The organism is Amycolatopsis sp. SID8362 (assembly GCF_010550475.1).
Classification (GTDB): Bacteria; Actinomycetota; Actinomycetes; order Mycobacteriales; family Pseudonocardiaceae; genus Amycolatopsis; species Amycolatopsis eburnea.
This window is the reverse complement of record NZ_JAAGNB010000397.1, coordinates 13,442-40,333: the sequence shown is the minus strand read 5'-3', so window position 1 is coordinate 40,333 and position 26,892 is coordinate 13,442. Positions and strand designations below refer to the sequence as shown.

General features: G+C 70.7%; 30 protein-coding genes. 18 read left to right on the top strand and 12 right to left on the bottom strand.

The genetic code is table 11. From position 1 onward, the window contains the following. Positions 1–540 precede the first annotated feature (540 nt). From G3I65_RS12990 to G3I65_RS12970, 5 genes are all read left to right on the top strand, one after another. Positions 541–1,755 carry a glycoside hydrolase family 16 protein gene (locus tag G3I65_RS12990; protein WP_160696332.1) on the top strand — a complete coding sequence of 405 codons (1,215 nt, stop codon included), beginning with the start codon at positions 541–543 and terminating at the stop codon, positions 1,753–1,755. A 24-nt stretch (positions 1,756–1,779) separates the two neighbouring features. Then, positions 1,780–2,844, top strand: a complete 1,065-nt coding sequence (locus G3I65_RS12985; RefSeq protein ID WP_309235426.1) for a ricin-type beta-trefoil lectin domain protein — start codon at positions 1,780–1,782, stop codon at positions 2,842–2,844. Next, positions 2,841–4,685: a ricin-type beta-trefoil lectin domain protein gene (locus G3I65_RS12980; RefSeq protein WP_166640029.1), complete on the top strand. Its 1,845-nt coding sequence runs from the start codon at positions 2,841–2,843 to the stop codon at positions 4,683–4,685. Before G3I65_RS12985 ends, G3I65_RS12980 begins: the two co-directional genes overlap by 4 nt. After that, entirely contained in the window at positions 4,682–6,034 is a 1,353-nt protein-coding gene (locus tag G3I65_RS12975) for a chitinase (RefSeq protein ID WP_160696331.1), read from the top strand. The genes G3I65_RS12980 and G3I65_RS12975 overlap by 4 nt, the downstream gene beginning before the upstream one ends. Before the next feature lie 240 nt (positions 6,035–6,274). Next, entirely contained in the window at positions 6,275–6,928 is a 654-nt protein-coding gene (locus G3I65_RS12970) for a DNA alkylation repair protein (RefSeq protein WP_160696330.1), read from the top strand. Here the strand turns inward: G3I65_RS12970 and G3I65_RS12965 are convergent, their stop codons facing one another. Further along, positions 6,929–7,651, bottom strand: coding sequence for a GntR family transcriptional regulator (locus G3I65_RS12965; protein WP_160696329.1), 723 nt, complete (start codon positions 7,649–7,651; stop codon positions 6,929–6,931). It lies immediately after the preceding gene. Between the two features lie 115 nt (positions 7,652–7,766). Between G3I65_RS12965 and G3I65_RS12960 the strand changes: the two genes are divergently transcribed. From G3I65_RS12960 to G3I65_RS12940, 5 genes are read left to right on the top strand one after another with little or no spacing between them, the layout of a single operon-like run. Beyond that, the gene (locus G3I65_RS12960; protein ID WP_160696328.1) at positions 7,767–9,011 is read left to right on the top strand and encodes an MFS transporter; all 1,245 of its coding nucleotides are present in this window, start codon (positions 7,767–7,769) and stop codon (positions 9,009–9,011) included. A gap of 10 nt (positions 9,012–9,021) precedes the next feature. Further along, positions 9,022–9,816, top strand: coding sequence for a putative hydro-lyase (locus tag G3I65_RS12955; RefSeq protein WP_160696327.1), 795 nt, complete (start codon positions 9,022–9,024; stop codon positions 9,814–9,816). A 1-nt stretch (position 9,817) separates the two neighbouring features. After that, on the top strand, positions 9,818–10,567 hold the full coding sequence (locus tag G3I65_RS12950; RefSeq protein ID WP_160696326.1) for a LamB/YcsF family protein: 750 nt from the start codon (positions 9,818–9,820) through the stop codon (positions 10,565–10,567). Further along, a complete protein-coding gene (locus tag G3I65_RS12945) occupies positions 10,564–11,175 on the top strand; it encodes an allophanate hydrolase subunit 1 (RefSeq protein WP_160696325.1) in 612 nt (203 codons plus the stop codon). Before G3I65_RS12950 ends, G3I65_RS12945 begins: the two co-directional genes overlap by 4 nt. Beyond that, on the top strand, positions 11,172–12,008 hold the full coding sequence (locus G3I65_RS12940) for a biotin-dependent carboxyltransferase family protein (protein WP_160696324.1): 837 nt from the start codon (positions 11,172–11,174) through the stop codon (positions 12,006–12,008). The genes G3I65_RS12945 and G3I65_RS12940 overlap by 4 nt, the downstream gene beginning before the upstream one ends. A gap of 15 nt (positions 12,009–12,023) precedes the next feature. Here the strand turns inward: G3I65_RS12940 and G3I65_RS56460 are convergent, their stop codons facing one another. Both G3I65_RS56460 and G3I65_RS12935 read right to left on the bottom strand, forming a co-directional pair. Continuing rightward, positions 12,024–12,200 (bottom strand): hypothetical protein, encoded by a 177-nt coding sequence (locus tag G3I65_RS56460; protein ID WP_166640028.1) that lies wholly within the window; start codon positions 12,198–12,200, stop codon positions 12,024–12,026. Next, a complete protein-coding gene (locus G3I65_RS12935; protein ID WP_160696323.1) occupies positions 12,193–12,549 on the bottom strand; it encodes a hypothetical protein in 357 nt (118 codons plus the stop codon). Before G3I65_RS12935 ends, G3I65_RS56460 begins: the two co-directional genes overlap by 8 nt. 78 nt (positions 12,550–12,627) lie before the next feature. Between G3I65_RS12935 and G3I65_RS12930 the strand changes: the two genes are divergently transcribed. Next, a complete protein-coding gene (locus tag G3I65_RS12930; RefSeq protein WP_160696322.1) occupies positions 12,628–13,194 on the top strand; it encodes a transcriptional regulator in 567 nt (188 codons plus the stop codon). Here G3I65_RS12930 and G3I65_RS12925 read toward each other — a convergent pair. The 4 genes from G3I65_RS12925 to G3I65_RS12910 all read right to left on the bottom strand — a co-directional run bounded on the left by G3I65_RS12925 (position 13,191) and on the right by G3I65_RS12910 (position 16,380). Continuing rightward, entirely contained in the window at positions 13,191–13,811 is a 621-nt protein-coding gene (locus tag G3I65_RS12925; RefSeq protein ID WP_166640027.1) for an alpha-ketoglutarate-dependent dioxygenase AlkB, read from the bottom strand. The two genes, G3I65_RS12930 and G3I65_RS12925, sit on opposite strands and share 4 nt — an antisense overlap. 249 nt (positions 13,812–14,060) lie before the next feature. Next, positions 14,061–15,119, bottom strand: coding sequence for an alcohol dehydrogenase catalytic domain-containing protein (locus G3I65_RS12920; protein ID WP_160696320.1), 1,059 nt, complete (start codon positions 15,117–15,119; stop codon positions 14,061–14,063). 25 nt (positions 15,120–15,144) lie between these two features. Further along, positions 15,145–15,489 carry a transcriptional regulator gene (locus G3I65_RS12915; protein WP_166640026.1) on the bottom strand — a complete coding sequence of 115 codons (345 nt, stop codon included), beginning with the start codon at positions 15,487–15,489 and terminating at the stop codon, positions 15,145–15,147. Between the two features lie 72 nt (positions 15,490–15,561). Then, positions 15,562–16,380, bottom strand: coding sequence for an LLM class flavin-dependent oxidoreductase (locus G3I65_RS12910; RefSeq protein WP_160696319.1), 819 nt, complete (start codon positions 16,378–16,380; stop codon positions 15,562–15,564). A 163-nt stretch (positions 16,381–16,543) separates the two neighbouring features. Here G3I65_RS12910 and G3I65_RS12905 point away from each other — a divergent pair, with 163 nt between their 5' ends. Continuing rightward, positions 16,544–17,125, top strand: a complete 582-nt coding sequence (locus tag G3I65_RS12905) for a hypothetical protein (RefSeq protein WP_160696318.1) — start codon at positions 16,544–16,546, stop codon at positions 17,123–17,125. A 3-nt stretch (positions 17,126–17,128) separates the two neighbouring features. On the opposite strand, the gene G3I65_RS12900 is transcribed toward G3I65_RS12905, so the two are convergent. Together G3I65_RS12900 and G3I65_RS12895 are read right to left on the bottom strand one after the other, a co-directional pair. Next, positions 17,129–17,812: a metal-dependent transcriptional regulator gene (locus G3I65_RS12900; RefSeq protein ID WP_086860186.1), complete on the bottom strand. Its 684-nt coding sequence runs from the start codon at positions 17,810–17,812 to the stop codon at positions 17,129–17,131. A gap of 39 nt (positions 17,813–17,851) precedes the next feature. Then, positions 17,852–18,292, bottom strand: a complete 441-nt coding sequence (locus G3I65_RS12895; RefSeq protein WP_160696317.1) for a GNAT family N-acetyltransferase — start codon at positions 18,290–18,292, stop codon at positions 17,852–17,854. Between the two features lie 55 nt (positions 18,293–18,347). Here G3I65_RS12895 and G3I65_RS12890 point away from each other — a divergent pair, with 55 nt between their 5' ends. Next, the gene (locus G3I65_RS12890) at positions 18,348–18,668 is read left to right on the top strand and encodes a TfoX/Sxy family protein (RefSeq protein ID WP_163046680.1); all 321 of its coding nucleotides are present in this window, start codon (positions 18,348–18,350) and stop codon (positions 18,666–18,668) included. A gap of 4 nt (positions 18,669–18,672) precedes the next feature. Here G3I65_RS12890 and G3I65_RS12885 read toward each other — a convergent pair whose 3' ends face one another. Next, positions 18,673–20,256 carry an amidohydrolase gene (locus G3I65_RS12885; protein WP_160696316.1) on the bottom strand — a complete coding sequence of 528 codons (1,584 nt, stop codon included), beginning with the start codon at positions 20,254–20,256 and terminating at the stop codon, positions 18,673–18,675. A gap of 47 nt (positions 20,257–20,303) precedes the next feature. On the opposite strand from G3I65_RS12885, the gene G3I65_RS12880 reads away from it, so the two are divergent. Genes G3I65_RS12880 through G3I65_RS12865 form a run of 4 tightly spaced genes read left to right on the top strand, consistent with a single transcriptional unit; the run spans position 20,304 to position 23,572 of the window. Continuing rightward, on the top strand, positions 20,304–21,041 hold the full coding sequence (locus G3I65_RS12880) for an enoyl-CoA hydratase/isomerase family protein (RefSeq protein WP_160696315.1): 738 nt from the start codon (positions 20,304–20,306) through the stop codon (positions 21,039–21,041). Beyond that, positions 21,038–22,561 (top strand): ATP-dependent acyl-CoA ligase, encoded by a 1,524-nt coding sequence (locus G3I65_RS12875; protein WP_160696314.1) that lies wholly within the window; start codon positions 21,038–21,040, stop codon positions 22,559–22,561. The genes G3I65_RS12880 and G3I65_RS12875 overlap by 4 nt, the downstream gene beginning before the upstream one ends. Continuing rightward, a complete protein-coding gene (locus G3I65_RS12870) occupies positions 22,558–23,193 on the top strand; it encodes a TetR/AcrR family transcriptional regulator (RefSeq protein WP_160696335.1) in 636 nt (211 codons plus the stop codon). The genes G3I65_RS12875 and G3I65_RS12870 overlap by 4 nt, the downstream gene beginning before the upstream one ends. 58 nt (positions 23,194–23,251) lie before the next feature. After that, positions 23,252–23,572, top strand: coding sequence for a hypothetical protein (locus G3I65_RS12865; protein ID WP_086839577.1), 321 nt, complete (start codon positions 23,252–23,254; stop codon positions 23,570–23,572). 64 nt (positions 23,573–23,636) lie between these two features. Here the strand turns inward: G3I65_RS12865 and G3I65_RS12860 are convergent, their stop codons facing one another. Continuing rightward, positions 23,637–24,806: an acyl-CoA dehydrogenase family protein gene (locus tag G3I65_RS12860; protein ID WP_086856274.1), complete on the bottom strand. Its 1,170-nt coding sequence runs from the start codon at positions 24,804–24,806 to the stop codon at positions 23,637–23,639. A gap of 130 nt (positions 24,807–24,936) precedes the next feature. Between G3I65_RS12860 and G3I65_RS12855 the strand changes: the two genes are divergently transcribed. Further along, on the top strand, positions 24,937–25,623 hold the full coding sequence (locus G3I65_RS12855) for a 4'-phosphopantetheinyl transferase superfamily protein (protein WP_166640024.1): 687 nt from the start codon (positions 24,937–24,939) through the stop codon (positions 25,621–25,623). Positions 25,624–25,732: 109 nt separating this feature from the next. On the opposite strand, the gene G3I65_RS12850 is transcribed toward G3I65_RS12855, so the two are convergent. Beyond that, positions 25,733–26,890, bottom strand: a complete 1,158-nt coding sequence (locus tag G3I65_RS12850) for an isochorismate synthase MenF (RefSeq protein WP_160696312.1) — start codon at positions 26,888–26,890, stop codon at positions 25,733–25,735. Between the last annotated feature and the right edge of the window lie 2 nt (positions 26,891–26,892).

Below are 26,892 nucleotides of genomic sequence, written 5' to 3'. Positions count from 1 at the left end.
GGCCCGCCCAGCCGCAGCCCGCCCAGCCGCAGCCCGCCCAGCCGCAGCCCGCCCAGCCGCAGCCCGCCCAGCCGCAGCCCGCCCTCCCTAGGGGGACCGCCCCGCTCCAGCGTATCGAGGCGCCCCGACAATCCCGGCCGGATTCACGCCTCCACGCCCGGTTGTCCACACCCCGCACGAGTTGTGGACAACCGGTCGCCACAAACCGCGCCGTGGCGAATCAGGCCCCCAAGCACGAGCCGCACCACCGTGCCCCGCTCACCGGGACCCCGCCACCAGCGACGAACCCGCCGGCCCCGTCATCCACCCACCCTTAATTCGGGTTGAAAAAAAATGACCGGCCGACTGTTGCCCGGCTTGTCTGGACCATGCATACTTTGTTGCCAGGCACAACAAAGCGCCCGTCCCCGAGCCACCCCGCCCCGGCTCGAGGGCCCTGCCGCGCCTGCCGCCGCCCCGGCATGCGAGGTACCTCCCCCTCCCCGCGTTCCGTGCTGCGCGCGGAACGCCGTCCCCCCAACGGTGAGAGAGGCGACAACGATGTCCACCTCAAAACTCCGCAAGAGATGGGCGGCGCTCTTCGCCGCCTGTTCGCTGCTCGTCCTCGGGCAGCAAGCGCTGACCGCCCCCGCCGCCGAAGCCGCGGCCACCTTCACCGATGACTTCAACGGGCCCGCCGGGTCCGCCGTCGACGGGTCGAAGTGGCAGCTCGAGACCGGCGACAACGTCAACAACCACGAGCGGCAGTACTACACCTCCGGCACGAACAACGCCCAGCTCGACGGGCAGGGTCACCTCGTCATCACGGCCAAGAAGGAAAACCCCGGCAACTACAACTGCTGGTACGGCCGCTGCGAGTACACCTCCGCCCGGCTCAACACCGCCGGCAAGTTCAGCCAGGCCTACGGCCACTTCGAGACGCGCATGAAACTCCCGCGCGGCCAAGGGATGTGGCCCGCGTTCTGGATGCTCGGCGGCGGGAACTGGCCCACCGACGGCGAAATCGACGTCATGGAGAACGTCGGGTTCGAGCCGAACACCGTGCACGGCACCATCCACGGCCCCGGTTACTCCGGCTCCGGCGGCATCGGCGCGGCCTACACCGGCCCGAACTTCTCCGACGACTTCCACACCTACGCTGTCGACTGGGCGCCCAACCAGATCAAGTGGTACGTCGACGGGAACCTCTACCAGACGCGCACCCCGGCCGACCTGAACGGCAACCGCTGGGTCTACGACCACAGCTTCTTCCTCATCCTGAACCTCGCCGTGGGCGGGTACTGGCCCGGCGATCCCAACAGCAGCACGCAGTTCCCGCAGCAGCTGGTCGTCGACTACGTGCACGTCACCAACACCTCGGGCGGCGGCAGCGGCCGCACCGGCACCATCACCGGCATCGGCGGCAAGTGCGTCGACGTCGCGGGCGCGAACAGCGCCAACGGGACGCCGATCCAGATCACCGACTGCAACGGAAATGCCGCGCAGAGCTGGACGATCGGCACCGACGGCACCATCCGCGCGCTCGGCAAGTGCATGGACGTCGCCGCCGCGGGCACCGCGGACGGGACGCCGGTGCAGCTCTACGACTGCAACGGAACCGGCGCCCAGCAATGGGTTGTCACCGGGGCACGCGACATCGTGAACCCCAACGCGAACAAGTGCCTCGACGCGACGGGCAACAGCTCCGCGAACGGCACCCGGCTGCAGATCTGGACCTGCACCGGTGGCGCCAACCAGAAGTGGACCACTCCCTGAGCTTTGCCCCATAAGGAGATTCAAGTGCGGCGAATCCTCGTCGCGCTAATGGGGTGTGCCCTGTTAGCGCTTTCCCTCACCACCGGTTCCGCCCAAGCGGCGGTCGAAGCCGGCCCGTCGGCGAGCCAGTTGCTCGCCAAAACGCAGAACTGCCAACAGATTTCCAACGGGAAGTATTCCTTCGACGAAGGCGGCGCGGCCACCGTGCCCGTCTGCCAGACCAACGGCGCCGTGTTCTTCACCGCCGACATGGACATCGACTGCGACGGCGTCCGCACCACGCAGTGCAACGAGAACACCGACTGCTGCTTCTACCCCGACACCGCGTTCCACACCTCGACCGACCAGCCGCTCAACGCGGCGCAACTGCCGTACATCGTCCTCCCGCAGCCGACGTCCACTTGGGACTACCGCAACTACGGGATCGACGGCGGCTCGGTCGTGGCGGTGATCTACAACAACCAAGTCACCTACGCGGTCGTCGGCGACACGGGCCCGACGAGCATCATCGGCGAGGCGTCCTACGCCACCGCCGTCAGCCTCGGCATCAACCCCGATCCGAAGAACGGCGGCACCGAAGGGCCGGTCACGTACGTCGTGTTCCCGAACACGCACGTGAACCCGATCGAAAACCACGCGAACGCGGTCAGCCTCGGCGAACAGGTCGCCACGCAGTTCGTCGGCGGCACCACACCGCCGCCCGCGGGGACCGCCGGGCCGATCAAGGGCATCGGCGGCAAGTGCGTCGACGTCGCCGGCGCGAACAACGCCAACGGAACCGCCGTCCAGCTCTACGACTGCAACGGCACCAACGCTCAACAGTGGACGGTCGGCACCGACGGAACCTTGAGAGCACTAGGCAAGTGTCTCGACGTCACCAGCGCGGGCACCGCGAACGGCACGCCGACCCAGCTGTGGGACTGCAACGGCTCGGGCGCCCAGAAGTGGTCGGCGAACGGCTCACAGAACCTCGTGAACGCCGGCTCGGGCAAGTGCCTCGACGCCACCGGCAACTCCAGCGCCAACGGCACCCGGTTGCAGATCTGGACCTGCGGGTCCGGCTCGAACCAGAAGTGGACGCTCCCATGAGAAAACTGCTCACGCTGTTCGGCGTGACCGCGCTCGCCGCGGCCACCTTCGCCGCGCCCGCGCAAGCCGCGGGCGAAACGGTCAACGTCTGGCTCACCACCACCAGCGACTCCGGCGGCCGGACGGTCACCCGCGGTCTCCAGCAGCAGACACCGGTCACGTTCGCCTCGGGCACCGGCACCGGTGGCGTGACCATCAACGTCAACGAAGGCACCACCTACCAACAGTTCGAGGGTGGCGGAGCGTCCTTTACGGACACCGCGGCGTGGCTGCTGAACTCCAGTGGCGCGCTTTCCCAGACCACCCGCGACGACACGATGCGCAAGCTGTTCGACCCGAACAGCGGCATCGGGCTGAGCTTCATCCGCAACCCGCTCGGCGCGTCCGACCTGGCCCGCTACAGCTACACGTTCGACGACATGCCGGCCGGGCAGACCGACCCGAACCTGACGCACTTCTCGATCGCGCACGACCAGGCCGACGTGCTGCCGCTGACCAAGCAGGCCAAGCAGCTCAACCCGCAGGCCAAGGTGATGGCGTCGCCGTGGAGTGCGCCGCCGTGGATGAAGGACAACGACAGCTACCTGCTCGGCTGGGTCGAATCGCAGTACTACCCGGCCTACGCGCAGTACTTCGTCAAGTACCTCCAGGCCTACCGGGACGCGGGCGTGCCGATCGACTACGTGTCGATGCAGAACGAGCCGACGTGCTGCGCGAGCTACCCGTCGACCAACTGGAACGGCACCGGGCTGGCGTACTTCGCGAAGAACAACCTCCTGCCCGCACTGCAGAACGCTGGTCTGTCCACAAAGGTCCTCGCGCTCGACTGGAACTGGGACACTTACGCGTCCTACGGCGCACCGACCCTGGACGACCCGGCGATCCGCACCCACCCGAACTTCGGCGGCGTCGCCTGGCACGGCTACGGCGGAGACATCTCGCAGCAGACGACCACGCACAACCAGTATCCGAACGTCAACGCCTACTCGACCGAGCACTCCGGGGGCACCTGGATCTCGAACCAGCAGGCCGAAGACATGAACAACATCGTGGACTACACCCGGAACTGGTCGAAGAGCTTCGTCAAGTGGAGCCTCGGCGTCGACCAGAACATGGGCCCGCACAACGGCGGCTGCGGCACCTGCACCGGCCTGATCACCGTCCACAACGGAGACTCGCGCAGCGGCCAGGTCGACTACACCGTCGAGTACTACACGATGGGCCACCTGACGAAGTTCGTGAAGCCGGGCGCGTACCGGATCGACTCGAACGACAACTCGACCGTCCGCAACGTCGCCTGGAAGAACCCGGACGGCTCGAAGGCGCTGATCGCGTACAACTCGAGCACCGGTAACCAGAGCGTCCGCGTGAACTGGGGCAATTCGTCGTTCACCTACACCCTGCCGGGCCACACGTCGGCGACGTTCACCTGGAGCGGTAACCAAAGCAACAGCGGCAAGACCGGCCCGATCACCGGCATCGGCGGCAAGTGCGTCGACGTCAACGCGGCGAGCACCGCCAACGGCACCGCGGTCCAGCTCTACGAATGCAACGGCACCACCGCCCAGCAGTGGACGCTCGGCACCGACGGCACGATCCGCGCGCTCGGCAAGTGCCTCGACGTCACCGGGCAGTCCACTGCGGACGGAGCGCAGCTCCAGCTCTGGGACTGCGGTGGGACGGCCAACCAGAGATGGGCGGCCACCGCGGCCAAGGACATCGTCGGTGCCGGGTCGAACAAGTGCGTCGACGCGACCGGCAACTCCAGCGCCAACGGCACCCGGCTGCAGATCTGGACCTGCACCGGCGCCGCCAACCAGAAGTGGAACGTGCCAGCATGAGGAAACGAGCAGCATTCGGCGCCCTGATCGCCGCTTCCGCGATGGTGTTCGCCCCCGGCGTCGCCCAAGCGGCGACCGGCCCGATCACCGGCATCGGCGGCAAATGCGTCGACGTCAACGCGGCGAGCACCGCCAACGGCACGGCGATCCAGCTCTACGACTGCAACGGCACCAACGCTCAACAGTGGACGGTCGGCAGCGACGGATCCCTGCAGGCGCTGGGCAAGTGCCTCGACGTGACGAGCGCCGGCACCGCGAACGGCACGCAGATCCAGCTCTGGGACTGCAACGGCTCGGGCGCCCAGAAGTGGACGGCCAACGCGGCGAAGAACCTCGTCAACACCGGCTCGGGCAAGTGCCTCGACGCCACCGGCAACTCCAGCGCCAACGGCACGCGGCTGCAGATCTGGACGTGCGCCAGCACCGCCAACCAGCAGTGGACGCTCCCGAGCGGGACCACGACGCCGTCGCCGGGCGTGATGGCCGTCGCGCCGTACCTCTACAACGGCTGGGGTGACCCGCCGAACCCGCAGACGATCCAGAACGCCACCGGCGTCAAGTGGTTCACGCTCGCGTTCATCCTGTCCAACGGCTACTGCAACCCGCAGTGGGACGGCGGCCGGGCGCTCACCGGCGGCGTCGACCAGAACACGATCAACGCGGTGCGCGCGGGCGGCGGCGACGTCATCCCGTCGTTCGGCGGCTACTCCGGCAACAAGCTGGAGTCCTCGTGCGGCAGCGCGGGCGAGCTGGCGGCGGGCTACCAGAAGGTGATCAACGCCTACGGCCTCAAGGCGATCGACATCGACATCGAGGCCGACGCCTACAGCAACCCGACCGTGCAGCAGCGCACGGTCGACGCGCTGAAGACGGTGCGGGCGAACAACCCGGGCATCAAGATCTACGTCACCTTCGGCACCGGGCAGTCCGGACCGGACAGCAGCCTGGTGAACCGGGCGGCGCAGTCCGGCCTCACGGTCGACGGCTGGGTCATCATGCCGTTCGACTTCGGCGGCGCCGGCCAGAACATGGGCACGCTGACGCAGCGGGCCGCCGAGGGCCTCAAGAACGTCGTCAAGAGCGCGTACGGCTACGACGACGACACCGCCTACCGGCACATGGGCATCTCGTCGATGAACGGCATCACCGACGACAACGAGACGGTCACCCTGGCCGACTTCACCACCATCCTGGGCTACGCCAGCCAGCATCACCTGGCCCGGTTGACGTTCTGGTCGGCCAACCGCGACCGCCCCTGCCCGGGCACGTACCCGAACAACGACACCTGTTCGGGTGTTTCCCAGCAGGCGTGGGACTTCACCCGCACCTTCGCCCGCTACACCGGCTGAAAGTCCGTGAAGGCCTCCTTACCGGTCATAAACGCCGGTAAGGAGGCCTTCACGGCTTTGTAGAGGGGGACTGCCGGGCCGCGGCACTGGGGATGCGGCGGCCCGGCAGCGTGGCCCGCCTGCCGCTGGGGGTCTCCGGCGGCGGACGCACCGAGGTTATCCAGCGGCACCGGAGCCGGGCCGGCGCTCGGCCCGTCCGGCCGCCAAGCGTGCCCGAACGCGCACCGTAAACTGGCCGCCATGGCCGAGACCGTGGACGAAGTGCTGGCCGAGCTGGCCGCCCTCGAAGACCCCAAAGCCCGTGCGGTCAACGAAAAGCACGGTGACGACCACGGCGTGAACCTGAGCAAGCTGCGAGCCGTCGCGAAACGGCTGAAAACGCAGCAGGACCTCGCCCGCGAGCTCTGGCGGACCGACGACACCGCGGCCAAGCTGCTCGCGACGCTGATCTGCCGCCCGAAGGCCTTCGAGCGCGACGAGCTGGACGCCATGCTCCGGACCGCGCGCACGCCGAAGGTGCACGACTGGCTCGTCAACTACGTCGTCAAGAAGAGCCCGCACGCCGAGGAGCTCCGCCAGGCCTGGTTCGCCGATCCGGACCCGGTGGTCGCGAGCGCCGGCTGGGCGTTGACGACCGCCCGCGTGCCCACGATGACCGAGGGCCTCGACGAGCTCCTCGACATCATCGAGAAGGAGATGAAGGACGCCCCGGACCGGCTGCAGTGGGCGATGAACCACTGCCTGGCCCAGATCGGCATCGAGCACGCCGGGCTCCGCGCGCGGGCGATCGGCATCGGCGAGCGACTGGAAGTGCTCAAGGACTACCCGACGCCGCCGAACTGCACGTCCCCGTTCGCGCCCGTCTGGATCGCCGAGATGGTGCGGCGGAAGTAGCTACTCCGCCGCGATCGCCGCGCGGGCCGCCTCCGCGCGATCGCCGTACGCCTCGACGAGCTGCTCCTCCGCGTCCGCGAGGTACTTCATCAGCAGCTGCTCCGCGCCCGGCCCGTCGCCGGCCTCGATGCGGTCGAGGATCTCGTGGTTGCGCGGCAGGTAGCGCTCGTGGAACCGGCGCGGCTCGGCCATGATGTGGAAGACCAGCCGCAGCTCGGCGGTCAGCCTGCCGACCAGCTCGTTGACGCGCTCGCTGCCGGACAGCGCGGCCAGCTCCTGGTGGAACCAGACGTTCGCGGTGCCGAGGTCCTTCCAGTTGCCGGAGCGGGCGGCCTCGTCGCCGATGTCGACCTTCTCCTTGATCCGCGCGAAGGTCGGCGGCTTGGCCGTCACCCCGCGGACCGCCGCGCACTCGATGATCTTGCGGACGCGGTAGATGTCGACGACGTCCTCGACGCTCGGGATGCGGACGAAGACCCCGCGGTTGAGCTCGTGGGCCAGCAGCCGCTCGTGCGTGAGCAGCCGGAACGCCTCGCGCAGCGTGTTGCGCGAGACGCCGAGCGCGTTGCCGATGTCCTGCTCCGACAGCCGGCCGCCGGGCAGGAAGAAGCCCTCCGCGATGCGCTTGCGGAGGACGCCGGCGACCCGCTCGGCCGTGCTCTTGCGGCTGACCAGGCCGCGGTCCGCCGCCAGGCCCGGTAACCCGCTGTCTTCGATGATCACGCTCCGATGATACCCGTCACACAGGGGACGATCCAATTGCCGTCTTGTGGAATTGTTCAACAATCCCTACCGTGTGAGGCACGCCACGATGAGAGACACTGGCCAGGAGGTGCCCATGACCGCGACCACTGCAACCGAGGCCCGGCCGTTCGACTGGTTCCGCACGCTCGGGAAACGGGGACGGCGCGCCTTCGTCGGCGCGTTCGGCGGCTACGGCCTGGACTCGTTCGACTACCAAACGCTGCCGCTCGGCCTGGCCGCCATCACGGCCTACTTCGGCATCTCGAGCGGTGAAGCCGGCCTGCTCGGCACGACAACGCTGGTCGTGTCGGCCGTCGGCGGCGTAGGCGCCGGCATGCTGGCCGACCGGATCGGCCGCGTGCGCACCCTCCAGATCACCATCGCGATGTACACGATCTTCACCGTGCTCTGCGGGTTCGCGCCGAACTTCGAGACGCTGCTGATCTTCCGCGCGCTGCAGGGCCTGGGCTTCGGCGGCGAGTGGGCGGCGGGCGCGGCGCTGGTCGCGGAGTACTCCTCGGCGCGCTACCGCGGCCGGACCGTGGCGTTCGTGCAGAGCGCGTGGGCGGTCGGCTGGGGTCTGTCGGTGATCGTCTACACCGTGGTGTTCAGCGTCGCGAGCGACGACGTCGCCTGGCGGATCATGTTCTGGACCGGCGTCATCCCGGCGCTGCTCGTGCTGTGGGTCCGCAAGAGCGTCAAGGACGCCCCGCGCGCCGAGGAACGCCTCAAGACCGAACGCCCGAAGGGCACCCTCGTCCAGATCTTCAAGGGCGACCTCCTGCGCACGACCTTCTTCGCCGCGCTGCTGGCCACCGGCGTCCAGGGCGGGTACTACACAATCTCGACGTGGCTGCCGTCCTACCTGAAGAAGACGCGCGAGCTGACCGTGATCGGCACCGGCGGCTACCTCGCGTTCCTCATCACCGGCGCGTTCGTCGGGTACGTCTGCGGCGGTTACCTCACGGACCTGCTGGGGCGCAAGAAAACCTTCCTGACCTTCGCGCTGCTCTCGGCCGCGCTGATCGTCGCGTACACGCAGATCCCCAAGGGCGCCAACGGTCTCGTGCTCGTGCTCGGCTTCCCGCTCGGCTTCTCGATGTCCGCGATCTTCAGCGGCTTCGGGGCATTCCTCGCCGAGCTGTACCCGACGGCGCTGCGCGGCACCGGTCAGGGCTTCACGTACAACTTCGGCCGCGCGGTCGGCGCGATCTTCCCGACCGTCGTGGGTTTCCTCGGCGCCGGCGGGGCGATCGTGTTCGGCGCGCTCGGCTACGGCATCGCCGTGCTCGCGCTGCTCGGCCTGCCGGAAACCAGGGGCATCGAACTCGTCGACTGAGGGGGAACTCATGACGACCACGGACGAACCGGCCACGTTCACCCCGGCACAGGCGCGCGCGGTGTTCCGCCGCGGCACCGCGCGGCCGACCACGGGCTGGGCCAACGGCTTCACCCAGACCAACCTGATCGCCGTCCCGGAAGACTGGGCGTACGACGTCCTGCTCTTCTGCACCCGCAACCCGCAGTCGTGCCCGCTGCTCGACGTCACCGATCCCGGCGACCCGGCCACCCGGCTCGCCGAGGGCGCGGACCTGCGCACCGACCTGCCGCGCTACCGGATCTGGCAGAACGGCGTGCTCGCCGGCGAGATGTCGGACGCGACGGGGCTGTGGCGCAGCGACATGGTCGCGTTCTCCATCGGCTGCAGCTTCACGTTCGAGACGGCGCTGGCCGCCGAGGGCGTCCCGCTGCGGCACGTCGACCAGGGCCGCAACGTCGCGATGTACGTGACGAACCGGCAGTGCGAGCCCGCCGGGCGGCTGTTCGGCCCGATGGTGGTGTCGATGCGGCAGATCCCGGAGGACCGCGTCGACGACGTCATCCGGATCACCCGCGCGATGCCCGCGGTGCACGGCGCTCCCGTGCACATCGGCGACCCGCGGGCGCTGGGGATCGAAGACCTCTCGCGGCCGGACTTCGGCGACCCGGTGGACGCGCACCCCGGCGACGTCCCGGTGTTCTGGGCCTGCGGCGTCACCCCGCAGGCGGCGCTGATGGCGTCGCGGCCTCCCTTTGCGATCACCCACGCGCCGGGGTACATGTTCATCACCGACCGCCACGACAGCGAATACCGGGTGGGCTGAAATGGATCTGAACAGCGATCTCGGCGAGGGCTTCGGCGCCTGGAGAATGGGCGACGACGAAGCCATGCTCGACATCGTGACCAGCGCGAACATCGCGTGCGGCTTCCACGCCGGCGACCCGTCGGTGATGCGCCGGGTGTGCGAGATGGCGGCCGAGCGCGACGTCGCGATCGGCGCGCACGTCGGGTACCGCGACCTGGCCGGGTTCGGCAGGCGCGCGCTCGACATCGCGCCGGACGAGCTGGCCGACGAAGTGCTCTACCAGATCGGCGCGCTCGACGCGTTCGCGCGCGCGGCCGGCAGCCGCGTGACGTACGTGAAGCCGCACGGCGCGCTGTACAACACCGCGGCGGCGGACGCCGAACAGGCCGCGGCGATCGTCGCCGGCCTGCGCCGGTACGACCCCGCGCTCGCGCTGCTCTGCCTGCCGAACTCGGAAATGCAGCGGCAGGCGGAGATCGCGGGGGTGGTGGCGTACGCGGAGGCTTTCGCGGACCGGGCGTACACCGCCGACGGCAAGCTGGTCTCGCGCAAGAAGCCGGGCGCGGTGCTGCACGACCCCGGGCACGTCGCCGAGCGCGCGGTCGGCATGGCGACCGGCGGCGTCGTGACCGAGGACGGCACCAAGCTCGACGTCCGCCCGGATTCCCTGTGCGTGCACGGGGACACGCCGGGCGCGGTGGAGCTGGCCCGGCGGATCGAGGCGGCGCTGACCGACGCCGGCGTGCCGCTGGGGGCGTTCACCGGATGACCGTCCGGTTGCTGCCGTGCGGGCGGCGCGCGGTGCTCGTGGAGACCGGCGACGTGCTGGGTTACCAGGCGGCCGTGGCGGAACTGGCGCCGGACGGCGTCGAGGAGCTGGTCCCGGCGGCGCGGACGCTGCTGGTCCGCTTCGACCCGTCGGTGACCGACGCCGGCCGGCTGGGCGCGGTGCTGCGGCAAGTGTCCCCTGTGGACAGTGCGGCGGCCGAGGCGGGCGAGGTGGTGATCCCGGTGGTGTACGACGGCGAAGACCTGGCCGAAGTCGCCGAGGAAACGGGGCTCGGCGTCGGTGCGCTGATCGCCCGCCACAGCGGCGGTTCGTACGTTTCGGCGTTCTGCGGCTTCGCACCGGGCTTCGCGTACCTGTCCGGATCGGACCCGGCGCTGCACGTGTCCCGCCGATCCTCACCGCGCACCCGGATCCCGCCGGGTTCGGTGGCGATCGCCGGCGAGTACAGCGCGGTCTACCCGAGCGCGTCCCCCGGCGGCTGGCGGCTGCTGGGCCGCACGGACGTGCCGGTGTGGGACGTCGAGCGAGACCCGCCGAACCTGCTGCCGCCCGGCACCCGCGTCCGCTTCACGGTGGTGGCGTCGTGAAGCTGGAGGTCGTCCGGCCGGGCTTCACGACGACGGTGCAGGACCTCGGCCGTCCCGGGCACGCGGCCCTCGGCGTCGGGCGGTCCGGAGCGGCCGACCGGTCGTCGTTCCGGCTGGCGAACCGGCTCGTCGGGAACCCCTCCGGCGCGGCTGGGCTGGAGGTGACGCTGGGCGGGCTGGTGCTGCGCGCGTCCGCCGTCACGACGGTCGCCGTCACCGGAGCCGCTTGCCCGCTGTCGAAAGGTGGCCTGAACGGGCCGATCACGTTGTGGCCCGGCGAAGAACTCGCGCTGGGCACGGCGGTTTCGGGCTTGCGGTGTTACGTGGCGGTGCGCGGCGGCATCGACGTGCCGCCGGTGCTCGGCTCGCGGGCGACGGACACCCTCGGGAAGCTGGGCCCGCCACCGCTGGCCGCCGGCATGCTGCTGCCGATCGGCCCGGCGCCGCGGGAGTTCCCCGTCGTGGACCTCGCGCCCCGCGCGGCTTTGCCGTCGTCGCCGGTGTTGCGGGTGACGCCGGGTCCGCGCCGGGACTGGTTCGCCGCACCGGACGAGCTGCTGTCCACTGTGTACACGGTGTCCCCGGATTCGGACCGCGTCGGCATCCGCTTCACCGGGCTCCCGCTTTCCCGGGTGCGCCACGACGAACTGCCCTCGGAGGCGTGCGTGCCCGGATCGCTGCAGGTCCCGCCGTCCGGCCGGCCCATCCTGTTCCACGCCGACCACCCGACGACCGGCGGCTACCCGGTGCTCGCCGTCGTCGAGGAGGACGACCTCGACCTCGCGGCCCAGCTGCGCCCGGGTCAGACGGTGCGCTTCCGTCCCGCGTCGTGAGTGTTCGGTCGGGTTCTAACCCGACCAAACACTCACGACCACCAGCCACGCGATGTTCGTGAGCACGATCGCCAGCCACAGCGGCCAGACGCGGCGGGCGCGGTCCGGGCCCCGCTCGGCGAGGTAGGCGTCGAAGGCCTCCGCGACCTGGTCGTCGATCTCGTCCCGCAGCCGCGGGCTCAGCTCAGACATGAGCGGGCACCGCCGGCCGCGGCAGGGCGACGGACAGGCACGCGAGCGCCAGCGGAACCTCCAGACCGGCCATGAGCAGGGAAAACACCACGTCGTCGCCGGCCGTGACGACGTCGAACCAGGCGTCGGCGAGCAGCAGCGTCGCCGTGCCGATCGCCGCGAACGGCGTCCGCGGGTCGCCGCGCCCGAGCAGCCACGCCGTGGCCAGCAGGCCGAACGCCTCCGCCGCGTCGAACCCCGTCCAGGCCAGCCGCCAGTGCTGCGCTTGAACGACGTCCGGCAGCGTCAACCCCAGTACCGCGATCCACGGCAGCAGGCCCAACCCCGCCGCCCAGAACAGCTTCTTCATCGTGACCCCCGATCTCCCGATCCAAGGTAGCCGATTGCAGAGATTTTTTGCAAACAGTCTCTGTAGTACGCTGCGGCCATGGTCCAACGTCCCGAGAAGCGCGTGCTCACCGGCGCGGATCTCAAGGCCTTTTCCAAGGCCCTCGCGAACCCGGTGCGCCGCGACATCCTGTCTTACCTGGGCAAACACGGCGAAGCGAACTCGACGAGCGTCGCGAAGGCCCTCGGCGAAAGCACCGGGACGACGAGCTACCACCTGCGCAAGCTCGCCGACCTCGACCTGATCGTGGAGCTCGAGCACCGCGGCGACGGCCGCGAGCGCTGGTGGAAGTCGCAGGCGAAGGACATCTACACCCCGCCGGGCCTCGAGCTGACACCGGACGAGCGCGAGGCCGCGCTGAAGCTGGGCGCGCTGAAGATGAGTCACGACCTCGGCCTGGTCACCCGCGCGTACGCCGGGTACGACAGCGCGGACGGCTGGAACCAGATCTACCGGTCGGGGCTGCACCTGACGAAGGAGCAGATCGTTTCGTTCGTCGAGGAGTACCAGAACCTGGTGTGGAAGTACGTCACCGAGCCGGGACAGCACCCCGAAGGCTCCCGCGCGATCGCGGTCCGGCTCGTCGTCGTGCCGGAGGAAGACTAGAGCCCGGACACCCGCAGCGTGATGTTCAGCCGCCCGGTCAGCCCGAGCGCCGGATCCGCCGTACCGGGCAACGTCTTCGGCACACCGTGGTACGCCAGCCGGGACGGGCCGCCGAACACGAAGACGTCGCCTGACCGGAGTTCGACGTCGGTGTACGGCCTGCCGCGCGTCTCGGTGTTGCCGAAGCGGAACACGCAGGCGTCGCCGAGGCTGAACGAGACCACCGGGGCCAGGCTGCGCTCGTCCTTGTCCTGGTGCAGTCCCATCTTCGCGGTGGCGTCGTAGAAGTTGACAAGCGCGATGTCCGGCTCGTAGCCCTGCTCACCGGTGGCGGCCGCCAGCGCGCGGCGGCCCAGATCGCCCAGCCAGTCCGGGAACGGCAGCACCGGTGTCCCCTCCGCGGTGGTGCGCGAGTAGCCGTACGGGTACCAGTGCCAGCCGAGGCACACGGACTTCACCGACATCACCCCGCCGCTCGGCAGGCGCGTGTGGCGGTAGCCGGACCAGCCGCGGCAGGCCTTCACGAACTCGCGCTGCTCGTCGAAACCGAGCCAGTCGGGCAGGTGCACCGCGCCGGGCGCGATCTCGGCGCGCGGGCGCGGCAGGAGAGCGTCCATCACCTCGATTGTGCCGGAAGCTCCCGCCGGGCACGCTCGGTGATCGTCGAAGGCACGAGACGGTGACCGCGGAACGTGACGCCCGCGGCGGTGAACTGCCGCAGGAGACGTCCCAACGGACCAACGGGACGCTCCTGCGGCCGAAACCCCTCGCCGTGGGCCACCATGAACTAGACGTTGCCACACCTGAATGTCACCAGGCCAGCGTGGATCAGCTACGAACGGGTCACTTGACCAGGGCGCGGCGGATCAGTCACCGAACGTCACGACGGTGACGCCCGCGCGCGCCGGGACGGGGTCGTTCATCTCGGCCAGCGCCGCGGGGACGTCGCCGAGCCCGATCCGCCGTCCGATCAGCGCGGCGAGGTCGATCCCCGCCGTCTCGACGACGCGCAGCAGCTCCGGGTACTCGTGGGCCTGGAGCCCGTGGATGCCGACCAGCTCCAGCTCACCGCCGATGACCCGGTGCATCGGGATCGGCGCGACGCCCTGCGCGGGCGGCATCAGCCCGGCCTGGACGTGGCGCCCGCGCTTGCGAAGGCTGCCCACGGACGCGGCGCAGGTCGACGGCGAGCCTAGGCAGTCCAGCGAAACGTGCGTGCCGCCCCCGGTCAGCTCCCGCACGTGCGCGGCGACGGCTTCCGGGCCGTCGAACGCCGACGCGTCGACGGTCAGCACCGCACCCGACTTCGCCGCGAGCTCCAGCGCCGCCAGCGAGACGTCGACGGCGACGACCTTGGCGCCCGCCGCGACGGCCAGCAGGACGGCGGAGATCCCGACGCCGCCGCAGCCGTACACCGAAACCCACTGCCCCGCGGTGACCCGGCCCTGCCGCAGCACCGCACGGAACGCCGTCCCGAACCGGCAGCCGAGCGCGGCGGCTTCGGCGGCGCCCATCGAGTCCGGCAGCGCGACCAGGTTCGTCTCGGCGTGCTCGATGGCGACGCGCTCGGCGAAGGAACCCCAGTGCGTCGCGCCGGGCTGGAACTCGCGGTCGCAGATCTGCTGGTCGCCGCGCGCGCACTGGGCGCAACTCCCGCAGGCGCAGACGAACGGCACGGTGACGCGTGCGCCGACCTCCCACCCGCGCACGCCCGCACCGAGCGCGACGACCCGGCCGGCGAGCTCGTGCCCGGCGACGTGCGGCAGCGTCACGGCGGCGTCGTGGCCCTGCCAGGTGTGCCAGTCGCTGCGGCACACGCCGGTCGCGTCGACCTCGATCACCGCGCCACCCGGCGGCGCCACCGGCTCCGGCACGTCCCGCACGACGGGCGGGGCGCAGAACTCTTCGATCACGACGGCTCGCATGGCCGCGAGCCTACGTCGCCGCGTCTCAGTTGAGCGGCGGCGGCTGGGCGTGGAAGCGGGTTCTTCCCCGCGGCGGCCCGAGGAGCTTGCTGAGCGAGCCGTCCGGCACGTTCAGGATGTCCTCGAGATTCCGCAGGGCCTCCAACGATTCCGCGCGTTCCGGGCGGCACCGCCCGGACTGCCAGTGGCTGAGGGTGGCCAGGCTGACCGTGGTTCCCCTGCCGCGCAAGCGATAGCGGATCCGATCGAGCCCGAGCCCGCGGGCCCGGATCGCCGCCCGCAAGGCCACGTCGAACGGGCCCGCGGCGAGCAGCTGGCTCAGCTCCGCCTGTTCCCCCCGGTCGATCGTGCGTGTTCGCTGACCGGTCATCACAACGCTCCGAAGCACTCCCGAATACGAACATTGGAGCGTAGGCGCCGGTCCGCAAGATCGGAAGACCACTCACCCACCTGCCGTGCGCGCCTTCGCGGCGATGGCGGCGAACGGTTCGGCGTAGCCCGAGTTGATCGTGACGTAGGAAATCCCCCACCGCTCCCGCCACCGGAGAAGCCTTTCCACGGCCCGGTCCGGGTCCTCGGGCAGCACGGTGACCGCACCGGCCGCGGCCAGCTCGGGCACGTCGACCCCGGCCCACCGCGCGATTCCCGGCGACGGCGCCTCCCCGACGGCCATCAGGTTCAGCCCCAGTTCGATGTCCGGCAACCGGGTGCCGGCGAGCGCACGGAATCGATCCACAATGGACTCGGCGGCGGCCTCGGTGGTTTTCGGCGCCCAGGTGAACGTGACGGTGTCGGCTTCTTGCGCGGCGAGCGCGAGCATTTTCGGCCCACCGCCGGCGAGCACCAGCCGCGGCCGATCGGCCGTGCGCTTGAGGTGCGCGATGGTCTCCGCCATCCGTGTGACGCGCTCACCCGGTGAGGGGAACGCCCGGCCGAGTTGCTGCGCGTGGCCCTCCGCACCGGGCCTGCCGACGCCGAGCCCGAGTTCGAAGCGCCCGCCGGTCTGCCGGTGGAGGGTCTGCGCCTGCCAGTCGAGGGCCCGCGCGTCCCGGAAGGGATCGGCGAGCACGAAGGTGCCGAGCCGGAGGTTGTGCGTGACGGCGGCGGCGGCACCGAGGAGGACGAAGGGGTCGGCGGTGCCGACGGGATCGGTCGCGAGGAGGGTGTCGTAGCCGAGGTCCTCGATCCGCTCGGCCTGAGCTGTCCAGGCCGAGAGATCGGGCGCGTAGCCGGCGACGACGCCGAAGCGGAAAGGTTTCATGCGGCCATGGTGCGGCGGGCGGGTGGGTCACCACATCCGCTTCACGACGTCACCCGCGCGTACGCGCTCCGACGTCAGGCGTAACAGCGGAAAGACTGCCCGCGACTCTTGATCACCACGATCGAGGGGGTACGAGATGATCAAGCGCGCTGTTCTCGCCGCCGTGGCGGCGATCACCGCCGCCGGACTCACGGCCTGCGGAAACGAAGCTCCCACTCCGACCGCGACGGCTCCGGTCGCAGCACCCGCCAGCGTGTCGTCGTCCCCTCCTGCCGCCCCGTCATCCGCCGCACCGGCCTACATCACGAAGAAGGTCGGCGAGCGCGCCGGCATCACGAACACCGACGGCAGCCCAGCCGTCGACTTCTGGGTGACCAAGATTTGGGTCGACCCGAAGTGCACCCCCTACGCGTCGCGCGCGGCGGACAAGCACACACTTCTGCTCGACGTGACCGTGAAGACGTACACAGATCGCGACGCGGAGAGCGGCATCAGCGCGTTCTCCGTGCTGCCCGGTCTGATCAACCCCTTCGCGTTCTCGACGACGGGCGCCGACGGCGTCACGAACCAGGCGGAGGCCGACACGTGCGCGGATCCGAAACAGCTGCCGTCCGCCTACGCGCCCAACCGCACCTACACCGGCCAGATCTCGCTCTCCACCTCGGCGAAGAGCGGCACGTTGCAGCTCACGGACGGCTCAGGGCTGTTCGGCCCCGGGGCGCATGGGTGGGAGTGGTCGTACTGATCCTCAGCGCAGGGTGACCGACAACGCCTGGGCGATCTCCTTGCCGATCGCATGCGTAGCCGCATCCGGTGGCGAGCCCACCTTCACCACCATCGGGCCCCCGAACGGCTGACGCTCCATGACCTCGATCCGCTCACCCAGGTTGATCGCGTGTTCCGTCAGGTACCGCAGCAGCTCCGGATCCGTATCCCACACCCGGACGATCTCGCCTACCGCGCCCGGCTCGAGATCGTCCAGGATCCGGACCGACAGCTCCTCCACGCTCCCGTCGGGCGCCGGGATCGGGTCGCCGTGGGGGTCGCGGACCGGGTTGCCGAGCTTCGCCGCGATGCGCTCGACCAGCCGGTCCGACACCGCGTGCTCCAGCGCGTCGGCCTCCGCGTGGACCTCGTCCCACGTGTAGCCGAGCTCCGAGACCAGGTACGTCTCGATCAGCCGGTGGCGGCGCAGCACCGAGCGCGCGAGGAGCCTGCCGTCCGCGGTCAGCTCGATGCCGCGGTACGGCACGTGCGTGACCAGGCCGAGCTGGGACAGCTTCGTGACCATCCCCGACGCCGAGGACGGGCTGACCTCCAGCCGGCCGGCGAGCGACGTGTTGGTGACCGCCTCACCCCGCTCGACCAGGCCGTAGATCACCCGGACGTAGTCCTCGACCGACGAGGACCTCCGGACCGAACCATCTCCCATACCGCATACTTTACGGTGCTACGTACTTTCTCGTGAAAGTTACGGGCGCCAGCGGTAGCGGATCCAGCCCGGCACGGGCTCCGCACCCAGCTGGGCGTAGAACGCCGCGCCCTTTTCGTTGCCCTCCTGCATGTCCCACTCGACGCGGCCGGTCGTGCGGTTGCGCAGCTCGTCGAGCAGCTCGCCGCCGAGGCCGTGGCGGCGGTGGGCCGGGCGGACGAACAGGTCGTCCAGCCAGATCCCCGGCCGGGCCTCCCACGTCGAGAAGTTCCAGCTGCAGAAGGCGAAGCCGGCGACCGTCCCCGGCTCGCCCGGCGGGGTCGCGAGCAGCACCCACGCCTTCGGGTCCGGCCCGAACAGGTGGCCGCTCATCTCGGCGCGGTCGAGCTTCAGGTCGTGGTTGTCCTCGTAGACGGCGTGCTCCTCGATGAGCGCGCAGATTTCCTCGATGTCTTCGAAGACGGCGTCGCGGACGGGCATCTCGCCTCCCGTTTCTGTCGGTGGTGGTCGTTACTGTCGGGGCAGGAGGTGGTCGATGTCACCAGAAGGCAGGTTCGAGGACCTGGTCGACGAGTTCACCGGACGCCCGGGCATCACGCCACCCGGGGCGACCGGCGGGTTCGGGCGCACCGCCCTGCGCGCCAACGGGCGGATCTTCGCGATGTTCGTCCGCGGGCAGCTGGTGCTCAAGCTGCCCAAGGCCCGGGTGGACGAGCTGGTCGAGGGTGGGCACGGCGTGCGGTTCGACGCGAACAAGGGCACGCCGATGAAGGAATGGCTGGCACTGGACACGGCGTCGCCACAGCCGTGGTCCGCGCTCGCGGAAGAAGCACTCGAGTTCGTGGGAAGGAAGTGAGTCATCACGCTTGATAACGCAGTTCGCCGCCGACGGCGGTGCCTTGCACGCTGAGGTCGTCCAAAGCGGACTCTTCCAGCGGCGATCCGGACAACACGGCGAAGTCGGCGAGCTTCCCGGGCTCGAGCGTGCCCAGGTCACGCTCGGCGAAGGTCGCGTAGGCCGAGCCGTACGTGTACGCGCGCAACGCCTGCTCCGGCGTCAACGCCTCTTCGGGCGCGAAGGGTGCGCCTGACGCCGTGCGCCGCCGAACCATGTCGGCGAGCGCGAGCAGCGGCGCGCCGTTCACGACCGGGCGGTCCGACGACGCGGGGAGCACGCAGCCGGCGTCGAGGACGCTGCGCAGCCGGTAGCACCACGGCACGCGGGCGTCGCCGAGCGCGGCGCGCATGCCGTCGCCGAGCTCGTTGACGAACCGGCCCTGCGGCGACGGGATGAGCCCGAGCGACGCGAGCCTGGTCAGCTCCGCGGGCTGGAGCACCGCGCAGTGCTCGATGCGGTGCCGGTGGTCCGTGCGCGGCGAAGCGGCCAACGCGGCTTCGTAGGCGTCGAGGACGACGGTGATCGCGCGGTCGCCGATGGCGTGCGTCGCGATCTGCCAGCCGGCGTCGTGCGCGCGGCGGATCGTCTGCGCGAGCGCCTCCTCGGGCACCTGGAAGTAGCCGCGGTTGGCCGGCTCGCCGTCGAACGGGTCGTGCATCGCGCAGGTGCGCCCGACGAGGGAGCCGTCGGCGAACAACTTCATCGGGCCGACGCGCAGCCACTCGTCGCCGAGGCCGGTGCGCAGGCCGAGGTCGAGGCCGAAGCCGGCGTCGTCGGGCAGGTCGTGCAGCACGCTCGCGGCGACCATCACCGTGCTGCGCACGCGCAGCACGCCGGTGTCGCGCGCCTGCTGGTACGCGGCCAGCTCGGCGGGCGTCTCGCCGACCAGGCCGCCGCCGATGCCGGCCTCCTGGACGCTCGTGATGCCCTCGGCGAGGTACTGCTCGGACGCCCTGGCGAGCCCGCGCACGACCCGGGAAACCGGCGTCGGGTACGTCAGCGGCCGCAGCAGGAGCTGGGCCTGCTCGCGCAGCAGTCCCGTCGGCGAGCCGTCGACGTGCACGACGTCGCCGCCGACCGGGACGTGCGCGAGGTCGAGCTGGTCGAGCACGGCCGAGTTGACCACGGTCATGTGCCCGGACGTGTGCTTGAGCCGCACGAGCATGCCCGGCGCGGCGCGGTCCAGGCCGTGCCGGTCGGGGTGCCCGCCGTCGAGCTTGTTCTGGTCGTACCCGCTGCCGACCACCCAGCTCCCGGCCGGAAGGGTCGCGGCGCGCGCGGCGACGGCGTCGTAGACCTCCTCGACGCTGCGGCAGTCGCTGAGCGGGACGTCGTCGAGGCCCATGCCGAACCACGCCATGTGGTTGTGGGCGTCGTGGAAGCCGGGCACGACGAAGCCGCCGGCGAGGTCGACCCGGGAGCGCGCGGACAGCTCGCGGGCGTCGTCGCCGAGCGCGACCACCCGGCCGTGCAGCACGGCGAGTGCGCTGGTGACGCCCTCGCCCGTCCACACCGTGGCGTTCTCGTAGACCGTGTCGACCCGCATAAGCCTGAGGCTATCGATCGATCGATCGAACGTCTAGCATCGCCCTCATGCCCACCGTGGACTTCGCCGTCGAGGACGGCATCGCGCAGATCCGGCTGAACCGGCCCGAGCGGCTCAACGCGGTCGCGGCCGTCCTGGTCGACGACTTCCTCGCCGCCCTCGACGCGGCCGCCCGCAGCGAGGCCCGCGTCGTCGTGCTGTCCGGGAACGGGCGCGCCTTCTGCGCCGGCCACGACCTCAAGGAACCCACCCCCGCGGGTGATTCGCGGACGCGGCTGGACCGGCTCCAGGACGTCACCCGGCGGCTGCGCGGGCTGCGCCAGCCGGTGATCGCGGCGGTCCACGGCTACGCCATCGGCGCCGGCGCGGAGTTCGCGCTGGGCTGCGACCTGATCCTCGCCGCCGAGGACGCCCTGTTCGCGTTCCCCGAGGTCTCGCTGGGCCTGAGCGTCACCGGCGCGGCGTCGCGGCTGCTGCCGCTGCTCGTCGGCCCGCTCAAGGCGAAGGAGCTGCTGCTGCTCGGCGAGCGCTTCGACGGCCGGAAGGCCGCGGAGCTGGGCATGGTCAACGCCGCCGTCCCCGCCGACCAGCTCCAGGCCGAAGCGCTGAGCTGGGCCAAGCGGATCGCCGGGCACCCGCCGGCGGCCGCGGCGATGGCGAAGCGCGTCCTCGACACGCCGATCGACGTCGAGCCGGCGCTCGAACTCGAGGTCAGCCACGCCCTGATCACCGAAACCTCGGCCGCGGTCGCCGCGTCGACCGAAGCGTTCCGGAGCCGGGGATGACCCCGCTCGCCGAGATCGGGACCCTGGACCAGCTCGTCCGGCGCGCCGCCGAGCTGTGGCCGGGGCGCACGGCCTGGGTGTTCGACCACCTGGACCAGGCGTTCACGTTCGCCGAGGTCGACCGCGAAAGCTCGCGGATCGCGGCGGCGCTGGCCGAGCGCGGCATCGGGCCCGGCGACCGCGTCGCGGTGATGCTGCGGAACGTGCCCGCGTTCCCGCTGACCTGGCTCGCGCTGGCGAAGATCGGCGCGCAGCTGGTGCCGGTCAACACGAACTACCAGGAATTCGACGGCGCCCACGTCCTCCGCCATTCCGGCGCGAAACTCGTCGTCGCCGCCGAGGAGTTCACGGACCTGCTCGGCCGGATCGGGCTGACCGAGATCGTCACCCCCGACGAGCTGAGCACCGACGCCGAACCGCCGGGCTTCACCCCGGTTCCCGAACTCCCGGTGAACATCCAGTACACGTCGGGCACCACCGGCGCGCCCAAGGGCTGCGTCCTGCCGAACCGCTACTGGACGACGCTCGCGATCGGACTGGCCACCGACTTCCCCGCCGTCGGCGAAGCGGACGTCCTGCTGACCGCGCAGCCCTTCCACTACATCGATCCACAGTGGAACGTCGCGCTCGGGCTGGCCGGCGGCGCCACCCTCGTCGTGCTGGACCGGTTCCACCCCAGCACGTTCTGGGCCAAGGTCCGCGAGCACGGCGTCACGTGGTTCTACTGCCTCGGCCTGATGCCGACGCTGCTGCTGCGCCAGGAACCGTCGGCGGCCGATCGCGACCACCGCGTCCGCGCGATCTGCGCGTCGGCCATCCCGCGAGAGCTGCACGCCGAGCTGGAGGCGCGCTGGGGCGTCCCGTGGTACGAGGCGTTCGGGATGACCGAGACCGGCGGCGACATCCGGATGACGGTGGCCGACCACGACGAGACCGTCGGCACCGGCTGCATCGGCCGGCCGAGCCGCGACCGCGAGGTGATGATCGCCGGCGACGACGGGAAGCCGTTGCCGCGCGGGGAAACCGGGCAGCTGCTGATCCGCGGCATCGGGCTGATGCACGGCTACCACGACGATCCCGAAGCGACGGCGAAGGCGTTCGAGAACGGCTGGTTCCACACCGGCGACCTCGCCCGGCTCGACGACGCCGGCCGCGTCCACTACGTCGGCCGCACGAAGGACATGATCCGCCGCAGCGGCGAAAACGTGTCCGCGGACGAGGTCGAGCGCGCGCTGCTGCTGCACCCGTCGGTCAAGCTGGCCGCCGTCGTCGCGGTGCCCGACGAGCTGCGCGGCGAGGAGATCAAGGCGTACGTCGTGTGCGACGGCGACCGTCCCGACCCCGCCGAGCTCGTCGAGTTCTGCTCCGGCAAGCTGGCCTACTTCAAGGTTCCGCGGTTCTGGTCGTTCGCCGACGCGCTGCCGATGACGCCGTCGGAGCGGGTCGCCAAGGGCGAGCTGCGGAAGGTGGCCGACCCGCGCGCCGGGTCGTGGGACGCGAAGGCGGGAGCATGGCTGTGAGCAGCCGGGAGCGGGTGCGCGCGGCGGCGGTGAAGCTGTTCGCCACCAAGGGGTTCCACGGCACCGGCATCCGGGATCTGGCGCAGGAGGCGGAACTCTCGTCGGCGAGCCTGTACCACTACATGGGCACCAAGGAGGATCTCCTCGCGGAGATCATGCACACGGCGCTGACCCGCCTGCTGGACGCGGCCCGCGAAGCGACGGCGGGCGGCGGCGACCCGGTGCACCGGTTGCGCACGCTGGTCGCGCTGCACGTGCTCGCGCACGCGATCGGCCCGGCGGAAACCCGCGTGGTGGACAACGAAGTCGACGTCCTGTCCCCGGCCGCGCGCGAGCCGGTGGTGGCGCTGCGGGACGCGTACGAACGCCTGTGGGCGGCGGCGATCGACGAGGGCGTCGCGGCCGGGGTGTTCCACACCGAACACCCGGCCGTGACGCGGCTCGCACTGCTGGAGATGTGCAGCGGCGTGGCCCGCTGGTACTCCCCGCGCGGCCCGCTGGCGCTGGACCAGCTCGCGGAGCACTACGCGGAGCTGGTGTCGAGGGCGCTGGGCTGCACCTCGCCGCCTGGTCCGACCGACTTCCGGCGGTGCCGGGAAATCGTCGCGAAAGAGTGGGGCGTGTCCGTTTAGCGGCGCTTTTACCTGTGTACGCCTTGCCCAGACGGCGTGCGTGGGGGACGCTCGAAGGGTGACTGAGGAAACGATCCAACTGGAACTGGACGACTCGGGTCTCGCGCCGGGCCTCCCGGCGCCGGCACACCCCCGCGATCAGGTGCAGGATGTCCCCTATCGCCCGGTCGAGTTCCGCGATGACGATCTCCCCACCGCTCTGGAACGGTGCTCCGCGTGGCTACGGCAGGCGCAGGAATGGCTGGGCGAGCCGCTCGACGTCCTGGCCATCCACCTCGACTACGACGACCGCCAGGGTTCGCCGTACTACGACGTGAAGCTCCTGTGCAACGAAGAGGACCTGGCCGGCGTCCCGATCGCCATCCGCAACAAGAAGTAACCCCGAACACCGCCGAGGCCACCTCCCGGACGTCCGGGAGGTGGCCTCGTTCGCGTTCCGGGGGTCAGCCGAGCACGCCGCCGACCTTCACGTGGCCCTTGAGGAGGTTGCGCGCGATGGTGCGGCGCTGGATCTCGTCGGTGCCTTCGTAGATGCGCAGCAGCCGCAGCTCGCGGTACCACCGCTCGATCGGCAGCTCGCGGGTGTAGCCCATGCCGCCGTGGATCTGCAGGACGCGGTCGACGATTTCGTTGGCCTTCTGGCCGCCGTACAGCTTCGCCATGGACTGCGCGTGCCGCGAGTCGATGCCCTGGTCGACCTGCCAGGCGGCGTTGAGCACGAGCCAGCGCAACGCCTCGAGCTCCACTCCGGAGTCGGCGATCATCCACTGGATGGCCTGGCGTTCGGCGATCTTCTGCCCGAACGTCTCGCGCGTGTTGGCGTGCTCGATGGCCATCGAGATCAGCCGCTCGCACGAACCGATCGCGCGCGCCGGCAGGAGGTAGCGGCCCTGCCCGATCCACTGCATCGCGAGTTCGAAGCCGCGGCCCTCTTCGCCGAGGATCTGCGTCTCGGGCACGCGGACGTCCTGGAAGATCAGCGACGCCGGGCCCCACTCGCCCATGGTGTCGATGTACTCGGACTTCCAGCCGGCCTCGCGGTCGACGAGGAAGCAGGTGACGCCGCCGTTCGCGCCCTTCTCCGGGTCGGTGATCGCGAAGACCATGGTGAAGTCGGCTTCGTTGCCGCCGGTGATGAAGGTCTTCTCGCCGTTGATGATCCAGTCGGTGCCGTCCTTGCGGGCGGTGGTCCGGATGGCCTTGGCGTCCGACCCGGCGCCCGGCTCGGTGATCGCGAAGCACGACTTGCGCTCGCCCGAGATGGTCGGCAGCAGGTAGGTCTGCTTCTGCTCCTCGTTGGCGTGGAACAGGATGTTGTCCGCGGCGCCGCCGAAGCGGAACGGCACGAAGGTGCGGCCGAGCTCGGCCTCCAGCAGCGCGGCCATCACGGCGGACAGGCCCATGCCGCCGTACTCCTCCGGCGTGAAGACGCCCCAGAAGCCGGACTCCTTCGCCTTGAGCTGGAGATCCTTCAGCTCCTCGCCGGTCAGCCCGGGCTGGTGCGCGCGCTCGCGGCGGAGGACTTCCTGCTCGAGCGGGATCAGCTCCCGCTGGACGAACGTGCGGACCCAGTCGCGCACTTCCCGTTCTTCGGTGCTGAGTGAAAAGTCCATGGGTGAGCTGCTCCTCCGACACTGGCTAAGCGCTTGCTTAGTCGAGGGTACCCCGTGAGAGGTGGATTACCCCAGACCTCGGCCCGAATTCGTGACAAGCGCCCGGGCTCCCGGAAGGATCGGAGGGGTGATGGAGATCGTGGTCCGCTGGTCGCCGCCGTTGCCCGCCGAAGAGCGCTTCCTGCGCCTGCTGGACGAAGCCGAGCAGGACCGCTTCGCGGCGTACCGCCAGGACGCCGACAAGCGCCGCTTCCTGACCGGCCGCGTACTGGCGAAGACGGCCGCGGCGGAGCGCCTCGGCCTGGCCGTGGAGGCGGTGAAGTTCGACGCGACCTGCGAAGACTGCGGCAAGCCCCACGGCCGCCCCCGGGTCCCGGGCGCGGACCTGACCCTGTCGATCTCGCATTCGGGCGACCTGATCGGCCTCGCGGCCACCCCGTCGGTCCCGGTCGGCCTCGACGTCGAGACGGCGAACCGCCGCGCGGACGACGGCCTGATCGACTACGCGCTGAGCCCGGCCGAGGCGGCCCACCTGGCAGGCCTGGACCCGGACGCGAAGGCGGCGGCGTTCTTCGTCTACTGGACCCGCAAGGAAGCGGTGATGAAGGCCACGGGCAAGGGCCTGCGCATCCCGCTGCAGAGCATCACGTTCTCCCGCTACGACGAACCGGCCCGGCTGGTGTCGTCCGGGGACGCGTCGCTGGACCCGGCGCGAACGAGGCTCGTGGACCTGAAGGCGGCGGACGGCTACCGCGCGGCGATCGCGGTGCTGACCACCGAGGAGCTGTCGGTGACCGAGGAGCACTGGCTCCCGTAGCGCTCGACCCGAGCGCCCCAAAGCGGCCTTCGGTGCGTCAGACGCACCCAAGGCGGCCTTCGGTGCGCGAGACGCAACCAAGGCCACCTTGGGGCGCTCGGAGCCGGGGTCAGATGCCGGCGAGGTCCTCCAGGCCCATCGCCGTCAGCAGGGTCCTGAACTTCGCCGTCGTCTCGTCCAACTCCGCCCTCGGGTCCGACGCCGCCACGATGCCGCCGCCCGCGTACAGCCTCATCGACGTCGAGGCGATCTCCGCGCAGCGGATCGCCACCGCCCACTCGCCGTCGCCTGCCGCGTCGACCCAGCCGACCGCGCCCGCGTAGTAGTCGCGGTCGAAGGGCTCCAGTTCCTGGACCAGGTCGCGGGACTCGGCCGTCGGGGTGCCGCAGATCGCCGGGGTCGGGTGCAGGGCCGCCGCGAGGTCGAGGGCCGTGACGTCCGGGTCGAGCAGCTCGCCCGTGATCGGGGTGCGCAGGTGCCAGATCGCCGGCGTCGTCACAAGCTCCGGGCCCGCCGGGACGTCCAGCGTGCGGCAGAACGGCCGCAGCGCCTCGACGAGGTAGTCGATGACCACCGCGTGTTCGAGCTGGTCCTTGCGGGACGTCCGCAGCGCCTCGCCGTTGGCGCGGTCGGTCGCCGGGTCCGCGGACCGGGGCATCGAGCCCGCGTGCGGCGACGAGAACACCGTGCGGCCGGTGCGGCGCAGCAGCAGCTCGGGCGTGGCGCCGACGAGCGTGCGGCCGCCAGGCAGCTCGGCCGCGTACGTGAAGTGGCGGGGGTTGCCGGCCGCCAGGTTGCGCACGACGCGCTCGGCCGGCACTGGCGAAGAGAACTCGAGGTCCAGGGCGCGGGCCAGGACGGCTTTCCGCAGGCCCCGCGAGCCCAACGCGTCGACAGCCGCCGAAACGGCAGCCATGTGCCGGGTCGGCGAAGGCACCGCGCGCACCTCCACGGGCGCCGCCAGGACCTCACGCCCGAGCGAAGGCGCGCCCTCGGCGCGGTGGACGGTCCGGGGCACGACCAGATGGCCCGGCACCTTCGTGTCGGGCCCGGTGTCGAACGGCAGGACACCGACGGCCAGCGGGGCTCCGGTCTCCGCCAGGACGCCGGGGATCGCCGAAGCGAGCCGCCGCGGGTCCGTCTCGGTGACGGTCCGGAGCACGCCCTGCGCGAGGAGTGCGCGCTGGGCCGTGGTGAAGAGGAAGTCGCCACGCTGGTAGCGGGCGGCGAGGTCGAGTACCGGGGTCGCCGGGTCAGGTGAACTCACCG